This is a genomic window from Streptomyces sp. NPDC041940 (assembly GCF_055589465.1).
Genome location: NZ_JBVJBP010000017.1, coordinates 156,161 through 176,500, shown reverse-complemented (window position 1 = coordinate 176,500; position 20,340 = coordinate 156,161). Strand labels below are relative to the sequence as shown.

The window sequence follows — 20,340 nt, the reverse complement described above, 5'->3', positions numbered from 1 at the left end:
AGTGTTCGCCAAACCTCCGCGGTCTCATGCATCTGCCATTCGCCCAGGGAGGCTCGGGTGGCTCACCCGCGGGCGTGCAGTTCCGGGTCGTCGAGCTGGTCCCAGGTGATGGGGGTCGCCACGGGCGCGCCCGGCCGGGGCCGGACCGTGAAGGGCGCGACGGCGGTCTGGGCGCAGGCGTTGCGCTGCACGTCGAGGTAGAGCCGCCCGCCGCGGTCCTTCTTGCGGGCGGCGGTGGTGAGCCGGTCGGGGTGGTCGACGCTGTCGGCGCGGGACAGCCGGCGGTGCAGGGCGATGCTCGCCTGGTCGGCCAGGTAGAGGAGGGTGGCGGTGTCGTCACAGACGGTGTGGCGGACGGTGCCGCCCTCCTCGGCCGGCTCGACGCGCCTGCTCCACTCCGGGTAGTGCTCCGGGGTGTTCTTGAACGTCGGCCCGTCGAGCCCGTCCTTGGCGTGCGCGCCGCCGGGGAAGAGCAGCTTGTCCGGCCGGGGGACCGTCACGGTGCGACGGCCCGCCCGCACCCCGCGCGTGCCGTCGCCGCCGCTCACGGCACGACCGCCTCCTCCACCAGCAGCCGCCCGGCCGCCGCGATCGACTCGGCGTCGATGCCCGCGGCGTGCAGCGACTCGGCCGGTGACGCCGAGCCGGGCATCGACCGTACGGCGAGCCGCACCAGGCGCGGGACGGGCCGCCCGTCGGTGAAGGCGTCGAGGACCGCGTCCCCGATGCCGCCCTCCGGGTGGTGGTCCTCGACGGTCACCAGGCAGCCGGTCTCCTCGGCGGCCCGGCGCAGGGTGGCCCGGTCGACGGGCTTCACGGAGTACAGGTCGATCACCCGTGCCTGGATGCCCTGCCGCTCCAGGGCGTCGGCGGCGGCCAGTGCCTCGTGCACGGTGACGCCCGCCGCGACCAGGGTCAGCCGGTCGTGCCCGGAGGAGCGCAGCACCTTGCTCCCGCCGACCGGGAACTCCTCGTCCGGGCCGTAGATCACCGCGCTCTCGCCGCGCGAGGTGCGCAGGTAGCGGACGCCCTCAAGGCCGGCCATCGCGCCGACGAGCCGGGCGGTCTGGTTGGCGTCGCACGGGTACAGCACGGTCGAGCCGTGCACCGCCCGCATCATCGCCAGGTCCTCCAGGCCCATCTGGCTGGGCCCGTCCTGGCCGATGGCGACACCGGCGTGCGAGCCGACCAGGTTGATGCCGGCGCCACTGACGGACGCCATCCTGATGAAGTCGTGGGCCCGGGTCAGGAAGGCCGCGAACGTCGCGGCGTACGGCATCCAGCCGCGTGCGGCGAGCCCGACCGCCGAGGCGACCAGCTGCTGCTCGGCGATGTAGCACTCGAAGTAGCGGTCGGGGTGCTCCTTGGCGAAGAACTCGGCGCGGGTGGAGTCGCCGACCTCGCCGTCCAGGGCGACGATGTCGCCGCGGCCGGTGCCGAGCGCGGTGAGCGCCTCGCCGAAGGCGTTGCGGGTGGCGACCTCTTCGCCCTTGTCCCACCTGGGGAGTTCGTAGTTCCCGGTGTGGACGGCGTGCAGCATGCGGGCGGCCGGCGGTTCCTGCACCTGGACGCGGATGTCGCGCGGACCGCCGAGTTCGGCGATCGCCTCCTCGGCCTCCGGCAGCGGCTTGCCGTGCAGGCCCTCGCGGTCCTGGACGCTCTCGACGCCCTTGCCCTTGAGGGTACGGGCGAGGATCGCGGTGGGCTGGCCCTTGGTGGAGGCGGCCTCGCCGTAGGCGCGGTCGACGGCGTCCACGTCGTGCCCGTCGACCTCGATGGTGTGCCAGTCGAAGGCCTGGAAGCGGCGGGCGTAGGCGTTCAGGTCGTGGCCGTGCCGGGTCGGGCCGCGCTGGCCGAGCCGGTTGACGTCGACGATCACGGTGAGGTTGTCCAGGTGTTCGTACCCGGCCTGCTCGGCGGCCTCCCACACGGATCCCTCGGCCAGCTCGCTGTCGCCGCACAGCACCCAGGTGCGGTAGCCGGTGCGGTCCAGCCGCTTGCCGGCCAGCGCGATACCGACACCGACCGGCAGGCCCTGCCCGAGCGAACCGGTGGCCGTCTCGACCCACGGCAGGCGCTGCGGTGTGGGGTGCCCTTCGAGGCGGCTGCCCAGCTTGCGGAAGGTGAGCAGTTCCTCGTCGTCGATGGCGCCGGCCGCCTTGTACGCGGAGTACAGCAGCGGCGAGGCGTGTCCCTTGGACAGCACGAAGCGGTCGTTGCCGGGGTGGGCGGGGCGGTCGAAGTCGTAGCGGAAGTGGCGTGCGAGCAGCACGGCCATCAGGTCGGCCGCGGACATCGAGGACGTCGGATGCCCAGAGCCCGCGGCGTCGGCGGCGCGGACACTGTCCACGCGCAGCTGTCGGCCGAGATCGGTGAGTTCACCGGTGTTCATGAGTCTCCTTTCGCGGAGTCGTCCGGTGGGTCGGAACGCTTGACGGGGCCGGGGGCGACATCAGGACCCGGAGGTGGTTGATCGTCAGGGGGCCGCAGAACGGGCACGGGCTGATTCTTGGCGGGCTCACCGCCGGGCTGATTCCTGGCGGGCTCACCACCCGGCTGATTCCTGGCGGGCTCACCGCCGGGTTGATTCTTGGCGGGCTCGCCACCCGGCAGATTCCTGGCGGCTCCACCACCCGGCTGGTTCCTGGCGGCTCCACCACCCGGCTGATTCCTGGCGGGTCCACCACCCGGCTGGTGTCGCGCGGGTGCGCCACCGGGCCGCCCCTCTGGGGGCTCACCACCCGGCTGCCCTGCGGAGGGATCACCACCCGGCTGCCTCTCGCCCGGCCCGCTCCTGCCCCGTGTGCCGCCGAGCGGTCCCTTGGCGGGCCTGTCGGCGGGCCAGGTCCGGGCCCGTTCTCCGGCCGGTCGGCCCTTGGCGAGCTCCGTTTCCGAGCGGCGCTCCGCGGCCCCGGATCCGGACAGTGTCACCCCGGATCCGGGCTGCCCCTTCGCGGGCTCTTCTGCGGCCCGGCCCTTCCCGGGCCCGGTGCCGGTCCCCCCGTCGTAGATGTCGGCCCGTACCGCCGCGCCCGGCCCCGAGCGGGCGCTCGCCTCCTGCCGCGTCCCGGGCCCGCCCGGCACCCGGGCCACCTCCGGCGACGACGTGTCCAGGGGCACGGACCAGGACCGTACGAGCCCCAACTGCACGGCCTGGCGCGGCAGTACCGCGTCCAGCAGCCAGTCGGCGGCGACCCGGACCCGGTTTCCGGGCATGGCGGCGAGGTGATAGCCACGCGTCACCGCACCCGCCGGTACCCCGGACAGCGCCACGCCGAGCGGATTGGCCGCGGCCTTCGCACCGCCCAGGTCGACGACGAAGCCCAGGTCGCGATGGCGGTAGGGCTTGCGCTCCCCGCCCAGGCCGAGTGACGCGGCGACGTTCTCGGCCGCGACCTTGCCGTGCCGCCAGGCGTGCTGCGCGGTCATCGGCGTACAGCTGCCCGGCTTCTCCAGATCGGGCACCGCGGCCGCGTCACCGCACGCGAACAGCTCCGGACGCCCCGGCACCTGGAGGTACGGGTCGACGAGCAGCCGCCCCTTCTCCAACGGCAGCCCGAGGGACGCGACCAGCGGGTCGGGCCGTACGCCCACGCACCAGACCAGCGTCCGGGTCTCGACGAACTCGCCGTCGCTCAGTACGACCCCGTCGGGCAGGGCCTCCTTCACGGAGGTCCCCGTCCGCACGTCCACGCCCCGCTGCCGCAGCACCCGGTCGGCCGTGGCGGAGAGCTTGTCGTCCATCTCGGGCAGCACCCGCGGCGCCACGTCCAGCAGGATCCAGCGCGGTCGCATGCCCTGCCGCAGCGGGTGCTTGCGTACCTGCGCGTCGGTGAACATCTGCCCGTGCGCGGCGACCTCGGTGCCGGTGTACCCGGCGCCGACCACGACGAAGGTGCAGCGCGCGGCGCACGACTTGGGGTCCTCGGCGGCGGCTGCCAGCTCCACCTGCCGGGTCACGTGGTCGCGCAGATACAGCGCCTCGGGCAGCCCTCGGAAGCCGTGCGCGTGCTCGGCGACGCCCGGGACGGGCAGCAGCTTGTTGACGCTGCCGGCGGCGATCACCAGCCGGTCGTAGGCGAGCGTGCCGCCGTCGCCCTCGGGGCCCGTGTAGTGCAGCGTGCGTCCGTCGAGGTCGATCCGGTCGGCCTCGCCGAGCACCAGCCGTACGTGCGGCAGCGTGCCCGAGAGGGAGACCGTGACCCGGCGCGGCTCCAGGATGCCGGCGGCGACCTGCGGCAGCAGCGGCAGATACAGGAAGTAGTCGGTGGGGTTCAGCAGGGTGATGTGGGCCCGGCCCCGGGTCTGCCGGGCCAGGGTGCGCGCGGCACGGTAACCGGCGAAGCCGGCACCGACGATCACGATGCGGGGTCGACTCACGGTTCACCTCCGGCGCTGTCGCGTACCTCGGGAGCCTTCCGCGTCCCCCTGGCCAGGGCACCCAAACGTCCGCCCGGCCCGGAACCCGCCGGTTTCCGCCCCTGCGCCCGGGTACCCGGGGCGGGATACGGACCACCCACGTCGCGGAGGCACTCCCCCATGCCCGAGTACGGATATTTCCTCTCGTGCGAGCAGTACGGACCAGCCGAACTGATCGAGCAGGCGCGGATGGCCGAGCAGGCCGGATTCCAGGCGCTGTGGATCTCGGACCACTACCACCCGTGGAACGACGAGCAGGGCCAGAGCCCGTTCGTCTGGTCGGTGATCGGCGCGCTGTCCGAGGCGGTGTCGCTGCCGGTCGAGACGGCGGTGACCTGTCCGACCGTGCGGATGCACCCGGCGGTGGTGGCGCAGGCCGCGGCGACCAGCGCGGTGATGACGGCGGGCCGCTTCCGGCTCGGCGTCGGCTCCGGCGAGGCGCTCAACGAGCACATCCTCGGTGACCACTGGCCGCCGGCCCATGTCCGTCTGGACATGCTGGAGGAGGCCGTCCAGGTGATGCGCCGGCTGTTCACGGGCGAGGAGGTGAACCATCACGGGCCGCACTACACGGTGGAGAACGCCCGCCTGTACACGGTGCCGGACGAGCCCGTCCCGATCGACATCTCCGGCTTCGGCCCGGCGGCGACCCAGCTCGCGTCCCGCGTCGGCGACGGCTACATCACCATGGCGGCGGACGAGACCATGGTGGAGCAGTACCGCAAGGGCGGAGGCGGCGGAAAGCCGGTCAGCGGCGGCACCAAGGTCTGCTACGACACCGACCGGGACGAGGCCCTGCGCACCGTCCACCGCCTCTGGGCGAACGAGCAACTGCCGGGGGAGCTGGGCCAGGTGCTGCCCTCGCCGAAACACTTCGAGCAGGCGCAGCAACTGGTCACCGAGGACATGGTGCGCGAGAACCGGGTGTGCGGCGACGACGTGGACGCCCACGTCGCCGAGCTGAAGCGGTTTGCCGACGCGGGCTTCGACCGGGTCTACGTCAACCAGATCGGGCCCGATCTGCGCGGCTTCTTCGACTTCTACCGCACGAAGGTCCTGCCGCAGCTCCAGCAGGGCCTCTGACGCGTCACCCCCGGGGGCGGGGCACGTCCGGGGCGTCCGTCGGCCGCGGGGGCACCGTGCCCGGGGCGGGCCCGGCGGCGGGCGGGGCCGGCGGCACGGGCGGATACGGCAGACCATCGGCCGCGGCGGCTGCCCGGCCCGCGTCATCACGGCCTGGGACCGCACCGGCCCCGTGCCCGGAACCCGGGCGGTCCGGCCGGGCCATGCCACGCAGCACATAGGCCGCGGCGCCCAGGAGCACGGCGGTGATCAGCGCGGCCGCCCAGCCGGGCAGGCCGAGGGCGAGGGCCAGTCCCACGGCGAGTGCGAGTGCCGCGCCCGCGTACAGGGCGAGTGCGCCGGACGCGGCGTACAGCGTGGCCCTGCGGCGCTGCTTGCGTGTCTGCTCGCGCAGTTCGTCCCGTACGGTCTCTCGCGCCACCTGCGCCAGCTCGTCAACCAGATGTTTGTCCAGATGCTCCAGGTGATCCATCGGCTTCATACCCGGCCGGGTACCCTCGCCCCCCGGCGCGTAACTAGGCTCGTCCTCATGGAGATTCTGGGTGCCACACTGCGCGTCTGCGTCGACGACCTCGAGACCGCGATCCCCTTCTACGAGCGGCTGGCGGGCGGCAGCGCCCAGCGCTTCGAACGGGGCGGTGTCGAGGTGGCGGCGATCGGCTGCTTCCTGCTGATGAGCGGTCCCCCGGCCGAACTGGAGGTGCTGCGCAAGGTTTCCGCGACGATCGCCGTCAAGGACGTCGACGACACCCACCGGGTGCTCACCGAACTGGGCGCCCACATCGTCGCGGGCCCCATCGCGTCCCCGGCCGGCCGCAATCTGATCGCGCTGCACCCGGACGGGTCGATCTACGAGTACGTGGACCGCAACGCGTGAGGTCCGCCGGGGCCGGACCCGGACTCAGTGCCGCTCCGGCCCCGTAACCGTCTCGGCGGTGATCGCCCAGCGTTCGTGGTCGCGCCAGGCCCCGTCGACGAAGAGCATCTTCGGCGAGAAGCCCTCCAGGCGGAACCCGCAGCCGCGGGCCAGGGCGATCGACGCGGCGTTGGCGGGCTGGACGTTGATCTCCAGCCGGTGCAGTCGCATCGGGCCGAACGCGTACCGCACGACGAGGTCGAGACCTTCGCGCATCAGCCCCCGCCCGGCGGCGTGCGCGAAGGCGCCGTAGCCAAGCGCCCCGCACTGGAAGCCGCCCTCGACGATGTTGTTGATGTTGATGAACCCGGCGATGGCCCCGTCGCCCCGCTCGCTGACGTCGCCCTTCTCGCAGACGAGGAAGCCGGCCTTGGACGGGTCCTCGATCAGCCGCCCGGCGTACGCGGTGTAGGCCTGGGCGCTCTCGGGCGGGAAGAGCCAGGGGTGGTGCAGGTCCTTGCTCTCCCGTGCCCGGGCGGTGAACTCGGCGCCGTCCCCGTAGGTGAAGTGGCGTATGCCCACCCGGGGGCCTTCGGCGAGGTAGCGGGATGCGTTGTGGGGCACCCCGCCACAGTAGCCGGGCCTCCTGTCAGGAGCCCGCGACCGGCAGCCGGAGCACCCCGGTGTTCCGCGGCCCGCTGACCACGGTCACCGGTTTGATCCCCCGGTTGCCGAAGTACGCGTCGTCGCTCGCCGCGATCACGAACCGCAGCCGGTGCCCCTTCTCGTACCGGTGCACGATCCCGGGCAGTGTGACGGTGAAGCTCTTGGTCACGTCCGGCACCCGGACCGGCGCGACCAGACGGCGCACCAGGGTGCGGGTGCCGTCGGGGGCGACGTCGTAGAGCTTGGCGAACAGCACGAGCTTGTCGGCCGCGTCGCCGGAGTTCTGGGTGCGCTCGGCCTTCGGGGAGTTCACCTTGAGGGTGGCCCGGGGCGCGCCCACGACGTCGAGGGGGCGTGACAGCGGGGTGCTGGTCCAGCCGAGGTAGGTGCCCTCGGTGTCGTGCGGTGGTGTGTCGGGCAGTCCGATGAGGCCGGCCAGCGAGCTCTCGGAATGGCTCGTGGGAATCGCCCAGTTGGTGTATCCGCGGCTGCCCCGGGCCACCTTGTCGCGGTTGTCGACGAGCTTGCCGTCGCCGGAGAGGTACAGCGTGCGGCTCGGTGCGGGGAGATGGTCGGCGGTGGCGTAGGCGCGGTCCGGGTCGGTGATCCAGTCCCGGTGATAGGCGAAGGCCGGTCCCGTGTCGGCCTGCGTCCGGCCGCGCAGATGGCGGTCGAACCAGGCGAGGACGCGCCGGCCGACGTAGCTGGTCTCCAGGTTGCCCTTCGACAGATCGAGTTCACCGGGGCCGGTGAGCCCTCCGCTGTGGCCCCAGGACTGCCAGATCATCTTCACGGGGGTGCCCTGTGCGCGAAGCGTCCGGTACGTCGCCGTCGCCTCGTTGAGGTTGAAGAGGGTGTCGGTCTGTCCCTGGACCAGCAGGGTGGGTGTCTTGACGCGATGGAGGTACGACGCCGGGGAGACGCTCCGCGCGAAGGCGAGCAGCTCGGCGGTCCGGTCGGCGGGGTAGCCGCCGGAGTTGAGCGTGTGGATGGTCCGGCAGGCCTTGGTGACGAAGTGCAGACAGGAGAGGCGGTTGATGCGGGACGGGTCGAGGCTGGGCTGGAGCAGCGGCTGGCCCTCGCCGATGAGGTAGAAGCCGTTGGTCCACTGCCATTTGAAGGCGCCCGGGACGCCGGTGCCGCCGGTGGCGTTGTTGGGGGCCAGGGCGTACGCCAGGTCGTTCCAGGTGATCATGGGGACGAGCGCGTCGAGGCGATGGTCGACGGCGGCCGTCGCCAGCTGGACGGCGCCGCCGTAGGAGCCGCCGATCATGCCGACCCGTGGGTCGCCGGGCCGGTCGAGGGTGACGAAGTCAGCGGTGGTGCCGTCGTCGGCGGCGCGTTCGCCGCCCAGGAAGTCGACCAGCCGCGCGGTTGCGGCACCGTCGATGGCCGGGTCGTCGAGGGAGATGAGACAGCCGCTGCGGCCGAATCCGAGCCCGGAGTAGATGAGGGAGACGTAGCCGCGCTGGGCGAAGGCCTTGCCGATGGTGTCCGTCGAACCGTCCGACTTGCTGCCGCCGAAGCCGTTCGTGCCGAGCACGGCGGGCGCCCGGTGGGTCCGGTCCACGCCCGCCGGGCGGTACAGGTCGGCGTCGACCGTGCAGGGCCGGCCGCCCGCCTGGACGGTGAACTTGAGCGGGGTGACGGTGTAGGAGCCCGCCGCGGTGGCGGGCGGGGTGAGGGCGAGGGGGGCGGCCAGGGCGGCGCCCAGAGCGAGAGCGAGCGGCGCGCGGGATCTGGGCACGCGTCGGGACACACGGACCTCCACGGTGGGGACAACCCGAATACCGACCAGTAGGTACTTGGTCGGTAGTCATCGTGTGACACGTGTCAGGGAGCGTCAATCACCGAAACGAGGGTTCTTGACAGGATTTCAGTAACGGCATGTTCAGCTCAGGGCCGGTTCGTCGAAGGTCAACGTGCCCTTCCCGGCGTCCAGTTCGGCCACCATCCCCAAGGGCATCGTCAGCGCGCCCTCGCCGTGCCCGAAACCGAACTCCTCCACGACCGGGACACCGATCCCGCCGAGCCGGTCGGCGAAGACCGCGCGCAGGTCCTCGTACAGGCCGCACGACGCCCAGGACCCGAGCACCACCCCGGCGACCCCGTCCAGCCAGCCGGCGCGCAGGAGTTGGGTCAGGTACCGGTCCAGGCGGTACGGGCTCTCGCCGACGTCCTCGATCAGCAGCAGTCCGCCCCGGGCCGCCGGGTGGGCGTGCGGGGTGCCGAGGTCGCTCGCGAGCAGGCTCAGACAGCCGCCCAGGGTGACGCCCCGGGCCCGCCCGGGCACCAGGGCGCTGCCGCCCGGGGGCACGGCCGTGACGGTCCGCACGGTCTCCGGCGCGAAGAGGGTCGCCCGCAGCTGCTCCTGGGCCCGGGCGCTCTTGAGGAAGTCGACGCCGGCGACCGCGGGGCCGTACAGGGTGACAAGGCCGAGGCGGGTGGCGAACGCCTGGTGCAGGACGGTGATGTCGCTGAACCCGGCGAACACCTTCGGGCCCGCCGCGCGCAGCGCCGCCCAGTCGAGCAGGTCGACCATGCGCTGCGCCCCGTACCCGCCCCGGGCGCACAGCACCGCGGCGACGGACGGGTCGCACCAGGCGCCTTGCAGATCGGCGGCCCGCTCGGCGTCCGTTCCGGCCAGGTAGTCCAACGCGCGGTGCCGGCCCAGCACATGGGGCGCCACCACGGGGTCGAGGTCCCAGGCGCGCAGGATGTCGAGCCCGGCCTGGAGCCGCTCCTCGGGCACGGGCCCGCTCGGCGCGACGACGGCGACACGGGCGCCGGGGGCGAGCCGGGGCGGTCGCAGAAGCTGGTTCACGTGCTGAGCTCCAGAGTCGGGACACCGGGCGGATCGAGCCGGAACACCTGGGCGTACAGGGAGAGTTCGGCCTCCAGGGCGCGCACCATGGTCTCCGCCCGCCGGAACCCGTGCCCCTCCCCCTCGAAGGCGAGATAGGCGTGCGGCACCCGCCGGCCCTCCAGCCGGGTCAGGAACCGCTCGCACTGGACGGGCGGGCAGATCGGGTCGTCCAGGCCCTGGAGCAGCAGGAACGGCACGCCGAGGCGGTCGGCGTGGGTGGCGGGCGAGCGCTCCGCGTACCGCGCGGGCACCTCGGCGAGCGGCCCGATCAGGCTCTCCAGGTACCGCGACTCGAAGTCGTGGGTCTCCCCCGTGCCCCAGCCGGTGAGGTCCAGGATGGGGTACTTGATCGTGCCGCAGGCGTAGACATCGGTCGTGGTGAGCGAGGCCGCCGCGGTCCAGCCGCCCGCGCTGCCGCCCCGGACGGCGAGCCGGTCGCGGTCGGCGGTGCCCTCGTCTGCGAGGGCCAGGGCGACGGCCGCGCAGTCCTCGACGTCCACCACGCCCCACTGCTCGCGCAGCCGCTCGCGGTAGGGGCGGCCGTATCCGGTGGAGCCGCCGTAGTTCACCTCGGCGACGCCGATGCCGCGCGAGGTGAAGTAGGCGATCTCCAGGTCGAGCACCAGGGGCGCGTGGCCGGTGGGCCCGCCGTGCGCCCAGACGACGTACGGCGGCCGTTCGTCGTCCGGCGCGACACAGCCGGGGTGGTGGGGCGGGTAGATGTGGGCGTGGATGTCGCGTCCGTCAGGGCCGGTGAAGGTGCGGATCTGCGGCTCGGGGTAGTACGCGGGGTCCACGGCGTCGTCGTGCTCGGCGCCGATGACGCGGGCGTGACCGGTGGCGGCGTCCAGTTCCACGACCTCGTGGGCGCTGCGCGGGCTGGCCCCGACGGCGACGATCCGTTCGCCGTGCGCGGCGAGGGTGGGCGCGAACTCGGTCCAGGGTCCGGCCGCGTCGACGACCTCGCCCGTCTCGGGGTCCAGGATGCCGAGAGCGGTGGCGCCCCGGCCGTGCACGACGGCGATCAGGCCGCTGTCGAGCGGCGCGAACCATCGCATGCCGAGCTTCCACAGCGCCCCGCCGAACTCCTCCTCGCGGGGGCACACCGGCTCTCCGTCGAGGTGGAGGTTCCACCAGCCGCTGCGGTCGCTCGCGTGCAGGAGGCGGCCGTCGTGGGTCCAGTCGGCCTGGGCGATGGACTCGCCGGGCCCGCCGGCCACGGTCCGCGCCTCGTGCAGGCACCCGTCGGGGCCGACGTCGGCGAGGATCAGTTCGGTGCCGTCCCACGGCATGCGCGGATGGTCCCAGGCCAGCCAGGCCGCCCGCAGCCCGTCGGGGGAGAGCCTCGGCCCCGTCACGAACCGGTGCCGGGCGTCGGTGAGTTCGCGTACGGCGTCCCGGTCCCGGGCGGCGGAGCCGTCGAGCGGGACCGCGGCCGGGACGCGGCGCACATCGGTGGGTCCGTCTCCGGTGAACTCCTCCAGCACGCACCACACCTCGCCCCGCTCGGGCCGCAGCGACGGCTCCGCCCAGCGCAGGCCCCCGCCCACGGGAGACACCGGCGTGAGCGGGCGGGGCTCTCCGCCCGGCTCACAGCTGTACAGCCGCTGGTCGGCGAAGTTCACGAACACCACCAGCGGGCCGTCGTCGCCCGCGAGCGCCGCCCAGGGGTGCCCGCCGTACTCGATGACCCGGCTGCGTACGTTCCACGGCGCGGGCAGCACCGGCTCCTCCGTGCCGTCGGTGTGCCGCCGCACCAGGGTGCGCCGGCCGCCCTCGGCGGGGCGCGGCTCGGTCCACCACACCTCGTCGCCGACGAAGCCCACGTACTCCGGGTGCCCGTCGTGCGCGGCGGCCAGGGCCGCGTCGATGGGCGAGGGCCACGCCCCGTACGCCAGCGTCCGCACGCTCTCCCCCACTCCCCTAGGCCGTCCGCAGGAACCGGTCGAGTACCCGCACACCGAAGTGCAGCGCCTCGACCGGGACCCGTTCGTCGACGCCGTGGAACATCGCCCCGTAGTCGTAGCCCTCCGGCAGCTTCAGCGGTGTGAAGCCGTAGCCGGTGATGCCGAGGCGCGAGAACTGCTTGGCGTCCGTGCCGCCGGACATGCAGAACGGCACCACATGCCCCTCCGGGGCGAACTCCTCGACGGCGGCCCGCATCCGGGCGAACGTCGGCGAGTCCACCGGCGACTCCAGGGCGACCTCGTGGTGGTGGAACTCCCACTCCACGTCCGGCCCGGTGAGCCGGTCGAGGGTCTCGCGGAACTCGTCCTCGCCGCCGGGCAGATACCGGCCGTCCACCTGCGCCACGGCCTCCCCGGGGATCACGTTGACCTTGTAACCCGCGTTCAGCATCGTCGGGTTGGCACTGTTGCGCACGGTCGACTCGACGAGCTTCGCGGCGGGGCCCAGCTTGTCCAGCAGCGCGTCGACGTCCGTCAGGTCGCTGTCGATGCCGTAGAGCGCGGCGAGTTCGGTGAGCGCCGCGCGTACGGTCGCGGTCGGCCGCAGGGGCCATTCGTGCTCGCCGATCCGGGTGATCGCGGCCGACAGCCGGGTGACCGCGTTGTCCCGGTTCACCTTGGAGCCGTGCCCGGCGCGTCCGCGCGCGGTGAGCTTAAGCCAGGCCGTGCCGCGCTCCCCGGCCGCGATCGGGTAGATCTGCCGCCCGTTGCCGTCGTGGAAGGTGAAGGCGCCCGACTCGCTGATGCCCTCGGTGCAGCCCTCGAACAGGGCCGCGTGTTCGCCCGCGAGGAAGCCGGAGCCGTCCTCGGCGCTGGCCTCCTCGTCCGCGGTGAACGCGATGACGATGTCCCGCCGGGGCCGTACGCCCTGGCGCACCCAGCCGCGCACCACGGCGAGGATCATCGCGTCCATGTTCTTCATGTCGACGGCGCCGCGCCCCCAGACGACCCCGTCGCGGACCTCCCCGGAGAACGGGTGCACGCTCCAGTCGGCCGCCTCGGCCGGTACGACGTCCAGATGGCCGTGGAGCAGCAGCGCGCCGGCTCCGGGGTCGGTGCCCTCGACGCGGGCGACGACGTTGGTCCGGCCCTTCGTGCGCTCCAGGAGCGTCGGCTCGATCCCGGCCTCGGCGAGCCGCGCGGCGGCGTACTCGGCGGCGGGCCGCTCCTGGCAATCGCCGCCGCCCCGGTTGGTGGTGTCGATCCGGATCAGGTCGGACGTGTACGTCACGACCTCGTCCAGCGCCTGCCTGTCCACCTGCTCAGCCATACTGCTCCTCCACCGCGGCCGAGACGATCGTGGTGACCGCCTTGAAGGCGCGGATGCCCTCGTACATGGTCTCGCTCGTACAGGCCACCTTGCGCTCCCCGATCCGGTCCACACCCGGCACGACGGTGGCGGCCATCGCCAGATGTTCCGCGTCGAACTCGACGGCGACGGTGAACGGACCGCCGTGCACGGGTTCGTGACGCACCGCCAGCGCGGTGGCCTCCTTGGCGGCCGCGCGGATGTCGGCGGCGGTCCGGGCGGGGGTGCGGCACACGGCCGCGTACCGCGACACATGGTCCTTCACCGCGACCTTCAGCGCCTCGGGCGCGTACCCGAGCGCGTCCTCGCAGGCGATGTCGTCCCCGGTGACCAGCACGACCGGCACCCCGAACTCGGCGACGACATGGGCGTTGAGCAGCCCCTCGCTGGCCCGTACGTCGTTCAGCCACACGCCCGTGATCTGGTTCGCGAGGTAGGTGTGGGCGAGGACGCCCTCCATGCCGGCGCCCGCGTGGTAGCCGACGAACGCGATGCCGTCGACGTCGCCGTGCTGCACGCCCTCCACCATGGAGAGCGCCTTGTGCCGCCCGGTGAGCAGCTGGGCCCGTTCGTCCAGCCGCTCCAGCAGCAGATTGCGCATCGTCGCGTGCGCCTCGTTGATGATCACCTCGTCGGCGCCGCCGTCGTGGAAGCCGAGCACGGCGGCGTTGACGTCGGAGGTGAACAGCGAACGGCAGCGCTCCCACTGCGCGGCGCCCGGCACGACGTCGTCCGGCCAGGTGACCCCGGTGGCGCCCTCCATGTCGGCGCTGATGAGGATTCTCATGACGACCCGTTCCGGATGGAGATCTTCATGGTTCGTCACGTTACGCGCTGCGGGCAGAACCGGCTACGACGTCACCAGCGGATCGGCAGGTCGCCGAGGAACGAGGTGAGCCGGCCGGCGAGGAGCCGGTGGTCCCGGGCCGAGTAGTGCCAGTGGCAGCCGGCGTGGTCCAGGCCCGTGTCGTCGAGCCGCCAGTAGCGGACCCGGCGGTCACCGGCGCCGGTGCGCTCCTGGACCACCTGCTCGACATGTCCGGCGAACGGCCCCGCACCGACGGCCAGCAGCGTGGTGCCGGGCCCGTAGCGCGTCCGCAGCTTCTGGAGGAAGCCGCTGTAGGCACTCCGGTACGCGGCGGCGAGGCTCTCGTCCGTCCAGGGCTCGCCCGGGTTGAGCGGCGTCGAGAAGTCGTTCGTGCCGAGGTGGACCACCACGAGCCGCGGCCGCCAGGTGCCCGGGTTCTGCCAGACGTCGCCCGGCACGTTGAGCAGCGCGCGGTCGTAGAAGGTGCGGTAGTTCTCCTGCGGCGAGCCTCCGTTGTAGTTGCGCACCATGCCCCGGCCCGAGTACGCGTTGATCTGGTAGTCGGCGCGCAGCCGCCGGGCGGTGAGGGCGGCATAGCTCACGTCGGCGTTGGTGGTGCGGGCGACCTGCTCGCCGGTGCAGTCGCGGGAGGCAGAGAGGTTGCCGTAGCCCGCCGTGAGGGAGTCTCCGACGAACTCGATCTGGCGTCCGCGGGCGGCCGGGCGGGTGAGCACGGCCCCGCCCGGCGCGGCGACGAAGCCGCCGAACACGCTGGTGCTCCACGGGGTGTCGTTGCGTTTGACGAGCCGTACGGTGTGCGCTCCCTTGCGCAGGCCGTCGACCCAGTGCGTGGTCCTGCCCGGCGTGACGAGGGTCGCCACGGTGGTTCCGTCGACCTGGACGTCGTAGTCGGCGGCCGGGTCGTCGAGCACGATGCCGACGCCGGTGCCCCTGATCCGGCCCTCGAAGTACACGCCGGGCCAGCTGTACCGGAGCACGTCCCCGCCGTCCTCGACCCGCCCGGCGGTGTGCACGCTCGTCGCCACTCCGCCTTTGTCCGGGGCGGCGGCTGTGGCAACCGCGGACGTGCCGAGCAACACCGTCGACGCGGCCGACGCGACCAGCATCCGTAACCAGGGCGATGTCATGACTGTCCTCCGGAGGACGAGACAGGTGCACGGACCGGGCAGAATGACCGTACACCGACAAAAACCTCGCTCACCAGGCCGCGTCGGGCTCAGCTCCGGAGCCGGCCGAAGCGGAAGGGCACCAGCGCCTCGGGCCGCCGCCCGGTGACCACGTACTCGGCGAGCCGGTGCCCCGTCACCGGCCCCAGGGTGACGCCGAGCATGCCGTGGCCGGTGGCCGCGAAGGCGTTGTCGTGCCCCGGGACGCGGTCGATCACCGGAAGCCCGTCGGGAAGGAACGGCCGCCCTCCCACCCAGGGGTCGCGGATCAGCCCGACCAGGTCGTCCGGGTCGTCGAACCAGCGGCCCAGGTAGTGCCGGCTGGCGAGGGCTACCGCGACGATACGGCGCCAGTCGAGACGGTTGTTGTTGCCGCTGAGCTCCATCGTGCCGCCGATCCGCGTGGTGCCGCCGATCGGTGAGGCGACGGCCCTGCGCTCGCCGAAGTACAGCGTGTGCCGGGGCGCCGGATCCAGGTCCACGGAGAAGCTGTAGCCCTTGCCGGCCTGGAGGGGCAGGTGGTGGCCGAGAAGCCTGAGCAGCCCCGGGGAGCGCATGCCGGCGGCGACGACGACCGCCGCGCAAGGCAGCTCGTAGTCGGCGGTGCGCAGGGCGGTGACCCGGCCGCCCCGCGACCGGAAGCCGGTGATCTCGGCGTTCTCGTGGATCTTCACACCCGAGGCGGTCAGGGCCTCGCCCAGGGCACGCGCGAACGCCTCCGGGTCGACCACGCCCTCCCCCGCCACGAGGTAGGCCGCGCGTACGGCCGGTGACAGGGCCCCGTCCAGCAGGTGCGCCTCGGCACCCGTGGTGATGTCGTCGGGCACGGGATAGTGCCCGTCGGCCATCTCCCGCTGGATCGCGAGGTGATGGCGTGCCTCGGCCGGCGACAGGAAGGCGTGCACCATTCCGGGCCGGGTCAGCGTCGTGTCCACTCCCGCCTCCCGCAGCCCGTCGAACAGGCCGAAGGTGTCCCGGTTCAGCCCGGCGATCGCCGCGTAGCCGCGCCGGAAGGCCGCCGGTGTGCTGCTGCGCCAGAACCGCCACAGCCACCGTACGAACGCCGGATCCGGAAGAGGGCGCAGATAGAGCGGGGAGTCCGGGCGGCCGAGCGAGCGCAGGGCGTAGCGCACCACGCCCGGGGCCGGCACCGGCGTCGAGTGGCTGAGGCAGACCCAGCCCGCGTTGCCCCGCGACGCCCCGGAGCCCAGTTGCCGCCGCTCGACCACCTCCACCTCGAGGCCCGCGGCGGCCAGGTAGTACGCCGTGCACAGCCCCACGACGCCGCCGCCCACGACGACGACCGGGCCGGCCGTACCGGATACGGCGCTCATGACGGGTTCCCGTACGACGCGAGGAACTCCCGGGTGCGGGCCTCCGCAGGGGTGTCCAGGACGTCCTCGGGCCGGCCCTCCTCCACGATCCGGCCGCCGTCGACGAAGACGACATGGTCGGACACCTCGCGGGCGAACGGCAGTTCATGGGTGACCAGCAGCATCGTCATCCCGTCGGCGGCGAGTTCACGCATCACGCTCAGGACCTCCCGGGTGGCCTCGGGATCCAGGGAGGACGTGGGCTCGTCGAACAGCAACACCTCGGGTGTGAGGGCGAGAGCGCGCGCGATGGCGACGCGCTGCTGTTCGCCGCCGGAGAGCTGTTCGGGCCGGCCGAGGGCACGGTGGGCCACACCCACCCGCCGCAGCAGCGCCACGGCCCGCTCCAGCGCCCGCTCCTCGGGCACGCCCGCCTTGCGCTGCGCGAGCACCACGTTCTCCACGGCCGTCAGATGCGGAAACAGATGGAACCGCTGGAAGACCATGCCGACCGTGCGGCGCAGCCGGGGCAGATCACGGCACACCGTGCGGCCGCCCTCGTGCACCACCTCCCCGGCGACCTCGACGGTGCCCCGGTCCGGGCGTTCCAGCAGGTTGACGCAGCGCATCAGGGTGGTCTTGCCGCCGCCGCTCTGCCCGATGACGCTGACGATGCTGCCCCGGCGGACCTCGAGGTCCACCCGGTCGAGAACGAGCCGTCCGTCGAAGGACTTGCACAGCCCCTCGATCTGTACGACGGGCTCGGAGGAGGCCCGGGTAGCGGGGGTCGCGGCGGCCACCGACTCGGTCATGCGGAAACCTCCTTCACGGGTACGCCGGCGACGGGCTCACCGGCCAGCAGGGCACGGGCCGCCCGCAGGCGCCGCCGTCGCCAGGGCGTCAGGGGCACTCCCGAGCGGACCTTCCGCTCCAGGAGCAGCAGCAGTTGGGACAGCGGGTAGCAGAGGGCGAAGTAGATCGCCGCGATCACCAGGTACACCTCCAGGGCCCGGAAAGTGGCGGAGGTGATGAGCCGCCCCTCGGACATCAGCTCGGCGGCGGAGACGGTGACCAGCAGCGAGGTGGACTTGAGCAGGTCGACCAGCATGGTGTTCGTGCCGGGCAGCGCCAGCCGGAGGGCCTGGGGCAGCACGATGTGGCCGAAGATGCCCGCCCTGCCGATGCCCAGCGCCTCACCGGCCTCGGTCTGCCCGGCGTGCACGCCGCTGATCGCGGAGCGGAAGATCTCCGACAGGTAGGCGGCGTAGAAGACGATCAGGCTGAGGCAGCCTGCCGTGAAGACGTCCAGCCGGATCCCGGCGGAGGCGAGGCCGAAGTAGGTGAGGAAGATGATGGCGAGCAGCGGGATGTTCTTGAACACCTCGGTGTAGACGGCGGCGAGGGCTCGCGCGGGCCAGGACCTGCTGAGCCTGAGCAGCGCCACGGCAAGGCCGAGGAGCACCGCGCCGGCGAAACCGACCACCGTGTAGGACACGGTGCGCCCGAGCGCGTCGATGAGATCGGGCCGGTAGTCGGACCAGGGAACCTCGAAGAGACCGGACATGGCGACTGCTTTCACTTGGCGATGGACGGGGGCGTCCAGTCCTGGGGCCGGTCCACACCGCGGCGGGCCGTGGCCACGTCGGCGGCGGGCACGAGGAACTGCTTCGGGTCGCCGCCGTACTTCCTGACGAGCTTCGTCAGCTCGCCGCTGCCGTACATGGCGTCGATCCGCGCGGAGATCGCCCGCTCCAGCTTCGTGGCCTTCCTCGGCAGGTAGAAACCGGTCTGGTACGGCTGGAAGTACTGGTAGGCGGGCTCGGCCTTGACCTGTGCCGCGGTCGGCGGGGTCAGGTACTGCGTGTCGATCTTCAGCTCGGGCCGCTGCTTCTGTGCCGCGATGATGAGCAGCGGGTCGAGGAAGCCGACGTCGACCCGGCCGGCACCGAGGTCGTCGAAGACGCCGTTGGCGTCGGGGTAGGCGTGCAGTTTCGCGCCGCGCACGGCCTGGATGGACTTGACCCAGACGTAGCCCTCGACGGTGCCCAGGTTCAGGTTCTCCAGATCATCGACGGTCTTGTACGACTTGCCGCTGCGAACGGCCATCGCAGGGGGCGAGTAGTAGGGCGGATCGGTGAACAGCCCCTGTTTCTGGCGTTCCGCGGACCAGGCGACGCCGCCTACGGTGATGTCGACCCGGCGGGACTGCACCCCGGCGAGCATGCCGGCGAAATCCGTCACCTCGGGCTCCACCTTCAGGCCCAGCCCCTTGGCGACGGAGGCGAGAATGTCACCGTCGAGTCCGACGATTCTGCCGCCCTGGACGCTGGTGTAGGGCGCGTAGGGCTGGACGGCCACCTTGATGACGCCGGGCGTGAGCGTCCCCAGCGCGGCGGCCTGCGCCGACACGTTCTCGGGGGCGTCGTCCCCGCCCGAGCCGCAGGCGGCGGCCGTGGACATCAGGAGCATCGTTGACAGGGCGAGGGCAAGCGAACGCATACGGATCATCGGCTCGGGCCTTCCGGCTGGGCGCCCCGGCGGGGTCTGACTGGGCCCATACGCTAGGCAGCCCCCAGCCCCGCGTCACCGTTCACTTCGTACGAACTTGTGGCTGGAATCGCCCCCTCCCCTGTACGGTGCGTCCAACCTCGGACCGTCCGCCGACGGGAGGAACGCCGTGCTCAGCCCGTCACTCGCGCAGGAGATCGCCGGGGACACCTCCGCGGTCATCGGCTTCAACGTGCTGATCACGGACGCGGACGGCATGGTCATCGGCAGCGGCGACAGCAGCCGCGTCGGCACCTTCCACGAGGCGTCCGTCGAGGTCATCCGTACCAAGGAGCCCGCGACGCACAACGCGTCACAGGCCCACGCGCTGCGCGGGGTGCGCCCCGGGGTCACGCTGCCCCTGGTCACGGACGGGCAGGCGGTGGGGACGGTCGGGATCACCGGCACGCCCGCCCAGGTGGGCCGCTTCGGCCTGCTGGTGAAGCGGCAGACGGAGATCCTGCTGCGGGAGTCCGTGATGCTGCGCTCCCGGCTGCTCGCCGAGCGGGCCGCCGAGAAGCTGCTCGCCGACATCGCCTCCTACGACCCGGCGGTCGTGGAGGGCGAGTTCCTGATGTTCCGGGCCGCCGAACTCGGCTTCGACCTGCGGCTGCGCCGGATCGCGGTGGCGTTCGAGGTGACCGTGCCCGACCCGGGCGCCCGTCGCGTCGCCCCGGCCCGGGACATGGCGCTGGTCCGCTCGGAGCTGCTGCGCACGGTCCGCGATGTCTTCGCCGACCCGCAGGACATCGTCGCGAGCACGGCGCCCGGCTGGATCGGCGTCCTGCACCGGCTCCCGGCCCGGGAACCGGCGGACGCGCCGGCCGCCGCCTGCCGCCGGGTCACGGACGTCATCGCCGCCCAGGACGGGCTCGCCGCCCGCGCCGGCATCGGCGAGCCGGCCACCTCCGTCGGCGGGCTGCACGACTCCTACCAGGACGCCTGCGACGCGCTGCGGCTGGGCGCCCGGGTGGGCGGCGGCTCAACCGTCCACCCGATCAGCGATCTGCGGGTCCATCAACTGCTGGCGGCGGCGAGTCAGTCCGCCCGCACGCGCCTGCTCGACCTCACCGCGGCGCGGTTGCGGGACCAGCCGGACTGGCCGGCGCTCCGCGACACGGTCACGGCCTGGTGCGAGAGCGGCCTCAACCTCGTACGGGCGTCCGAGGCGCTGCACATCCACCGCAACACCGTCGTCTACCGCATCAACAAGATCGAGCGGCTCACCGGCCGTTCGCTGCGCGAGCACCGGACGGCCATGGCCCTGTACCTGGCCTGTCTGGCCGACCGGCTGGGCGGCCCGGAGCGCTGATCGCTCG

The 20,340-nt window shown here is 72.8% G+C and carries 17 protein-coding genes and 1 pseudogene; 3 read left to right on the top strand and 15 right to left on the bottom strand.

Going from position 1 to position 20,340, the window contains the following annotated elements; translation table 11 throughout:
* Positions 1-68: 68 nt before the first annotated feature.
* The 3 genes and pseudogenes from ligD to ACZ6I3_RS26875 form a co-directional block, all read right to left on the bottom strand.
* Positions 69-548, bottom strand: a pseudogene (gene ligD / locus ACZ6I3_RS26885) (non-homologous end-joining DNA ligase LigD); the annotation flags it as partial.
* On the bottom strand, positions 545-2,392 hold the full coding sequence (locus ACZ6I3_RS26880; protein WP_469418027.1) for a transketolase: 1,848 nt from the start codon (positions 2,390-2,392) through the stop codon (positions 545-547). The gene ACZ6I3_RS26880 and the pseudogene ligD, both read right to left, overlap by 4 nt.
* On the bottom strand, positions 2,389-4,380 hold the full coding sequence (locus ACZ6I3_RS26875; protein ID WP_469418026.1) for an NAD(P)/FAD-dependent oxidoreductase: 1,992 nt from the start codon (positions 4,378-4,380) through the stop codon (positions 2,389-2,391). Before ACZ6I3_RS26875 ends, ACZ6I3_RS26880 begins: the two co-directional genes overlap by 4 nt.
* A 159-nt stretch (positions 4,381-4,539) precedes the next feature.
* On the opposite strand from ACZ6I3_RS26875, the gene ACZ6I3_RS26870 reads away from it, so the two are divergent.
* Positions 4,540-5,502 (top strand): LLM class F420-dependent oxidoreductase, encoded by a 963-nt coding sequence (locus tag ACZ6I3_RS26870; protein WP_469418024.1) that lies wholly within the window; start codon positions 4,540-4,542, stop codon positions 5,500-5,502.
* A 4-nt stretch (positions 5,503-5,506) separates the two neighbouring features.
* Here the strand turns inward: ACZ6I3_RS26870 and ACZ6I3_RS26865 are convergent, their stop codons facing one another.
* Positions 5,507-5,983 (bottom strand): phage holin family protein, encoded by a 477-nt coding sequence (locus ACZ6I3_RS26865; RefSeq protein WP_469418023.1) that lies wholly within the window; start codon positions 5,981-5,983, stop codon positions 5,507-5,509.
* Between the two features lie 48 nt (positions 5,984-6,031).
* On the opposite strand from ACZ6I3_RS26865, the gene ACZ6I3_RS26860 reads away from it, so the two are divergent.
* On the top strand, positions 6,032-6,379 hold the full coding sequence (locus ACZ6I3_RS26860; protein WP_184588514.1) for a VOC family protein: 348 nt from the start codon (positions 6,032-6,034) through the stop codon (positions 6,377-6,379).
* Between the two features lie 24 nt (positions 6,380-6,403).
* On the opposite strand, the gene ACZ6I3_RS26855 is transcribed toward ACZ6I3_RS26860, so the two are convergent.
* The 11 genes from ACZ6I3_RS26855 to ACZ6I3_RS26805 form a co-directional block, all read right to left on the bottom strand.
* The gene (locus ACZ6I3_RS26855) at positions 6,404-6,982 is read right to left on the bottom strand and encodes a GNAT family N-acetyltransferase (protein WP_469418022.1); all 579 of its coding nucleotides are present in this window, start codon (positions 6,980-6,982) and stop codon (positions 6,404-6,406) included.
* A gap of 25 nt (positions 6,983-7,007) precedes the next feature.
* The gene (locus ACZ6I3_RS26850) at positions 7,008-8,783 is read right to left on the bottom strand and encodes a CocE/NonD family hydrolase (RefSeq protein ID WP_469418021.1); all 1,776 of its coding nucleotides are present in this window, start codon (positions 8,781-8,783) and stop codon (positions 7,008-7,010) included.
* Between the two features lie 132 nt (positions 8,784-8,915).
* Complete coding sequence (locus tag ACZ6I3_RS26845) at positions 8,916-9,848, bottom strand: S66 peptidase family protein (RefSeq protein WP_469418020.1); 933 nt, start codon at positions 9,846-9,848, stop codon at positions 8,916-8,918.
* Positions 9,845-11,809 (bottom strand): LpqB family beta-propeller domain-containing protein, encoded by a 1,965-nt coding sequence (locus ACZ6I3_RS26840; protein ID WP_469418018.1) that lies wholly within the window; start codon positions 11,807-11,809, stop codon positions 9,845-9,847. Before ACZ6I3_RS26840 ends, ACZ6I3_RS26845 begins: the two co-directional genes overlap by 4 nt.
* 4 nt (positions 11,810-11,813) lie before the next feature.
* Positions 11,814-13,127 (bottom strand): M20/M25/M40 family metallo-hydrolase, encoded by a 1,314-nt coding sequence (locus ACZ6I3_RS26835; RefSeq protein WP_469418016.1) that lies wholly within the window; start codon positions 13,125-13,127, stop codon positions 11,814-11,816.
* Positions 13,120-13,953: a M55 family metallopeptidase gene (locus ACZ6I3_RS26830; RefSeq protein ID WP_469418014.1), complete on the bottom strand. Its 834-nt coding sequence runs from the start codon at positions 13,951-13,953 to the stop codon at positions 13,120-13,122. The genes ACZ6I3_RS26835 and ACZ6I3_RS26830 overlap by 8 nt, the downstream gene beginning before the upstream one ends.
* A 71-nt stretch (positions 13,954-14,024) precedes the next feature.
* Positions 14,025-15,122 (bottom strand): SGNH/GDSL hydrolase family protein, encoded by a 1,098-nt coding sequence (locus ACZ6I3_RS26825; RefSeq protein WP_469418013.1) that lies wholly within the window; start codon positions 15,120-15,122, stop codon positions 14,025-14,027.
* Positions 15,123-15,211: 89 nt separating this feature from the next.
* Positions 15,212-16,495, bottom strand: coding sequence for an NAD(P)/FAD-dependent oxidoreductase (locus tag ACZ6I3_RS26820; RefSeq protein WP_469418011.1), 1,284 nt, complete (start codon positions 16,493-16,495; stop codon positions 15,212-15,214).
* The gene (locus tag ACZ6I3_RS26815; protein ID WP_469418009.1) at positions 16,492-17,286 is read right to left on the bottom strand and encodes an amino acid ABC transporter ATP-binding protein; all 795 of its coding nucleotides are present in this window, start codon (positions 17,284-17,286) and stop codon (positions 16,492-16,494) included. The genes ACZ6I3_RS26820 and ACZ6I3_RS26815 overlap by 4 nt, the downstream gene beginning before the upstream one ends.
* A complete protein-coding gene (locus ACZ6I3_RS26810) occupies positions 17,283-18,038 on the bottom strand; it encodes an amino acid ABC transporter permease (protein WP_469418007.1) in 756 nt (251 codons plus the stop codon). Before ACZ6I3_RS26810 ends, ACZ6I3_RS26815 begins: the two co-directional genes overlap by 4 nt.
* Before the next feature lie 11 nt (positions 18,039-18,049).
* Positions 18,050-18,934 carry a substrate-binding periplasmic protein gene (locus tag ACZ6I3_RS26805; RefSeq protein ID WP_469418005.1) on the bottom strand — a complete coding sequence of 295 codons (885 nt, stop codon included), beginning with the start codon at positions 18,932-18,934 and terminating at the stop codon, positions 18,050-18,052.
* A 217-nt stretch (positions 18,935-19,151) separates the two neighbouring features.
* Here ACZ6I3_RS26805 and ACZ6I3_RS26800 point away from each other — a divergent pair, with 217 nt between their 5' ends.
* Positions 19,152-20,333 carry a CdaR family transcriptional regulator gene (locus ACZ6I3_RS26800; protein WP_469418004.1) on the top strand — a complete coding sequence of 394 codons (1,182 nt, stop codon included), beginning with the start codon at positions 19,152-19,154 and terminating at the stop codon, positions 20,331-20,333.
* Positions 20,334-20,340: the final 7 nt, after the last annotated feature.

Excerpts from the sequence above, each read along its gene's own strand:
- ACZ6I3_RS26880 (WP_469418027.1), bottom strand. The coding sequence starts at position 2,392 with ATGAACACCGGTGAACTCACCGATCTCGGCCGACAGCTGCGCGTGGAC.
- ACZ6I3_RS26870 (WP_469418024.1), top strand. The coding sequence starts at position 4,540 with ATGCCCGAGTACGGATATTTCCTCTCGTGCGAGCAGTACGGACCAGCC.
- ACZ6I3_RS26865 (WP_469418023.1), bottom strand. The coding sequence starts at position 5,983 with ATGAAGCCGATGGATCACCTGGAGCATCTGGACAAACATCTGGTTGAC.
- ACZ6I3_RS26860 (WP_184588514.1), top strand. The coding sequence starts at position 6,032 with ATGGAGATTCTGGGTGCCACACTGCGCGTCTGCGTCGACGACCTCGAG.
- ACZ6I3_RS26835 (WP_469418016.1), bottom strand. The coding sequence starts at position 13,127 with ATGGCTGAGCAGGTGGACAGGCAGGCGCTGGACGAGGTCGTGACGTAC.
- ACZ6I3_RS26830 (WP_469418014.1), bottom strand. The coding sequence starts at position 13,953 with ATGAGAATCCTCATCAGCGCCGACATGGAGGGCGCCACCGGGGTCACC.
- ACZ6I3_RS26825 (WP_469418013.1), bottom strand. The coding sequence starts at position 15,122 with ATGACATCGCCCTGGTTACGGATGCTGGTCGCGTCGGCCGCGTCGACG.
- ACZ6I3_RS26820 (WP_469418011.1), bottom strand. The coding sequence starts at position 16,495 with ATGAGCGCCGTATCCGGTACGGCCGGCCCGGTCGTCGTCGTGGGCGGC.
- ACZ6I3_RS26815 (WP_469418009.1), bottom strand. The coding sequence starts at position 17,286 with ATGACCGAGTCGGTGGCCGCCGCGACCCCCGCTACCCGGGCCTCCTCC.
- ACZ6I3_RS26810 (WP_469418007.1), bottom strand. The coding sequence starts at position 18,038 with ATGTCCGGTCTCTTCGAGGTTCCCTGGTCCGACTACCGGCCCGATCTC.
- ACZ6I3_RS26805 (WP_469418005.1), bottom strand. The coding sequence starts at position 18,934 with ATGTCCACGGCCGCCGCCTGCGGCTCGGGCGGGGACGACGCCCCCGAG.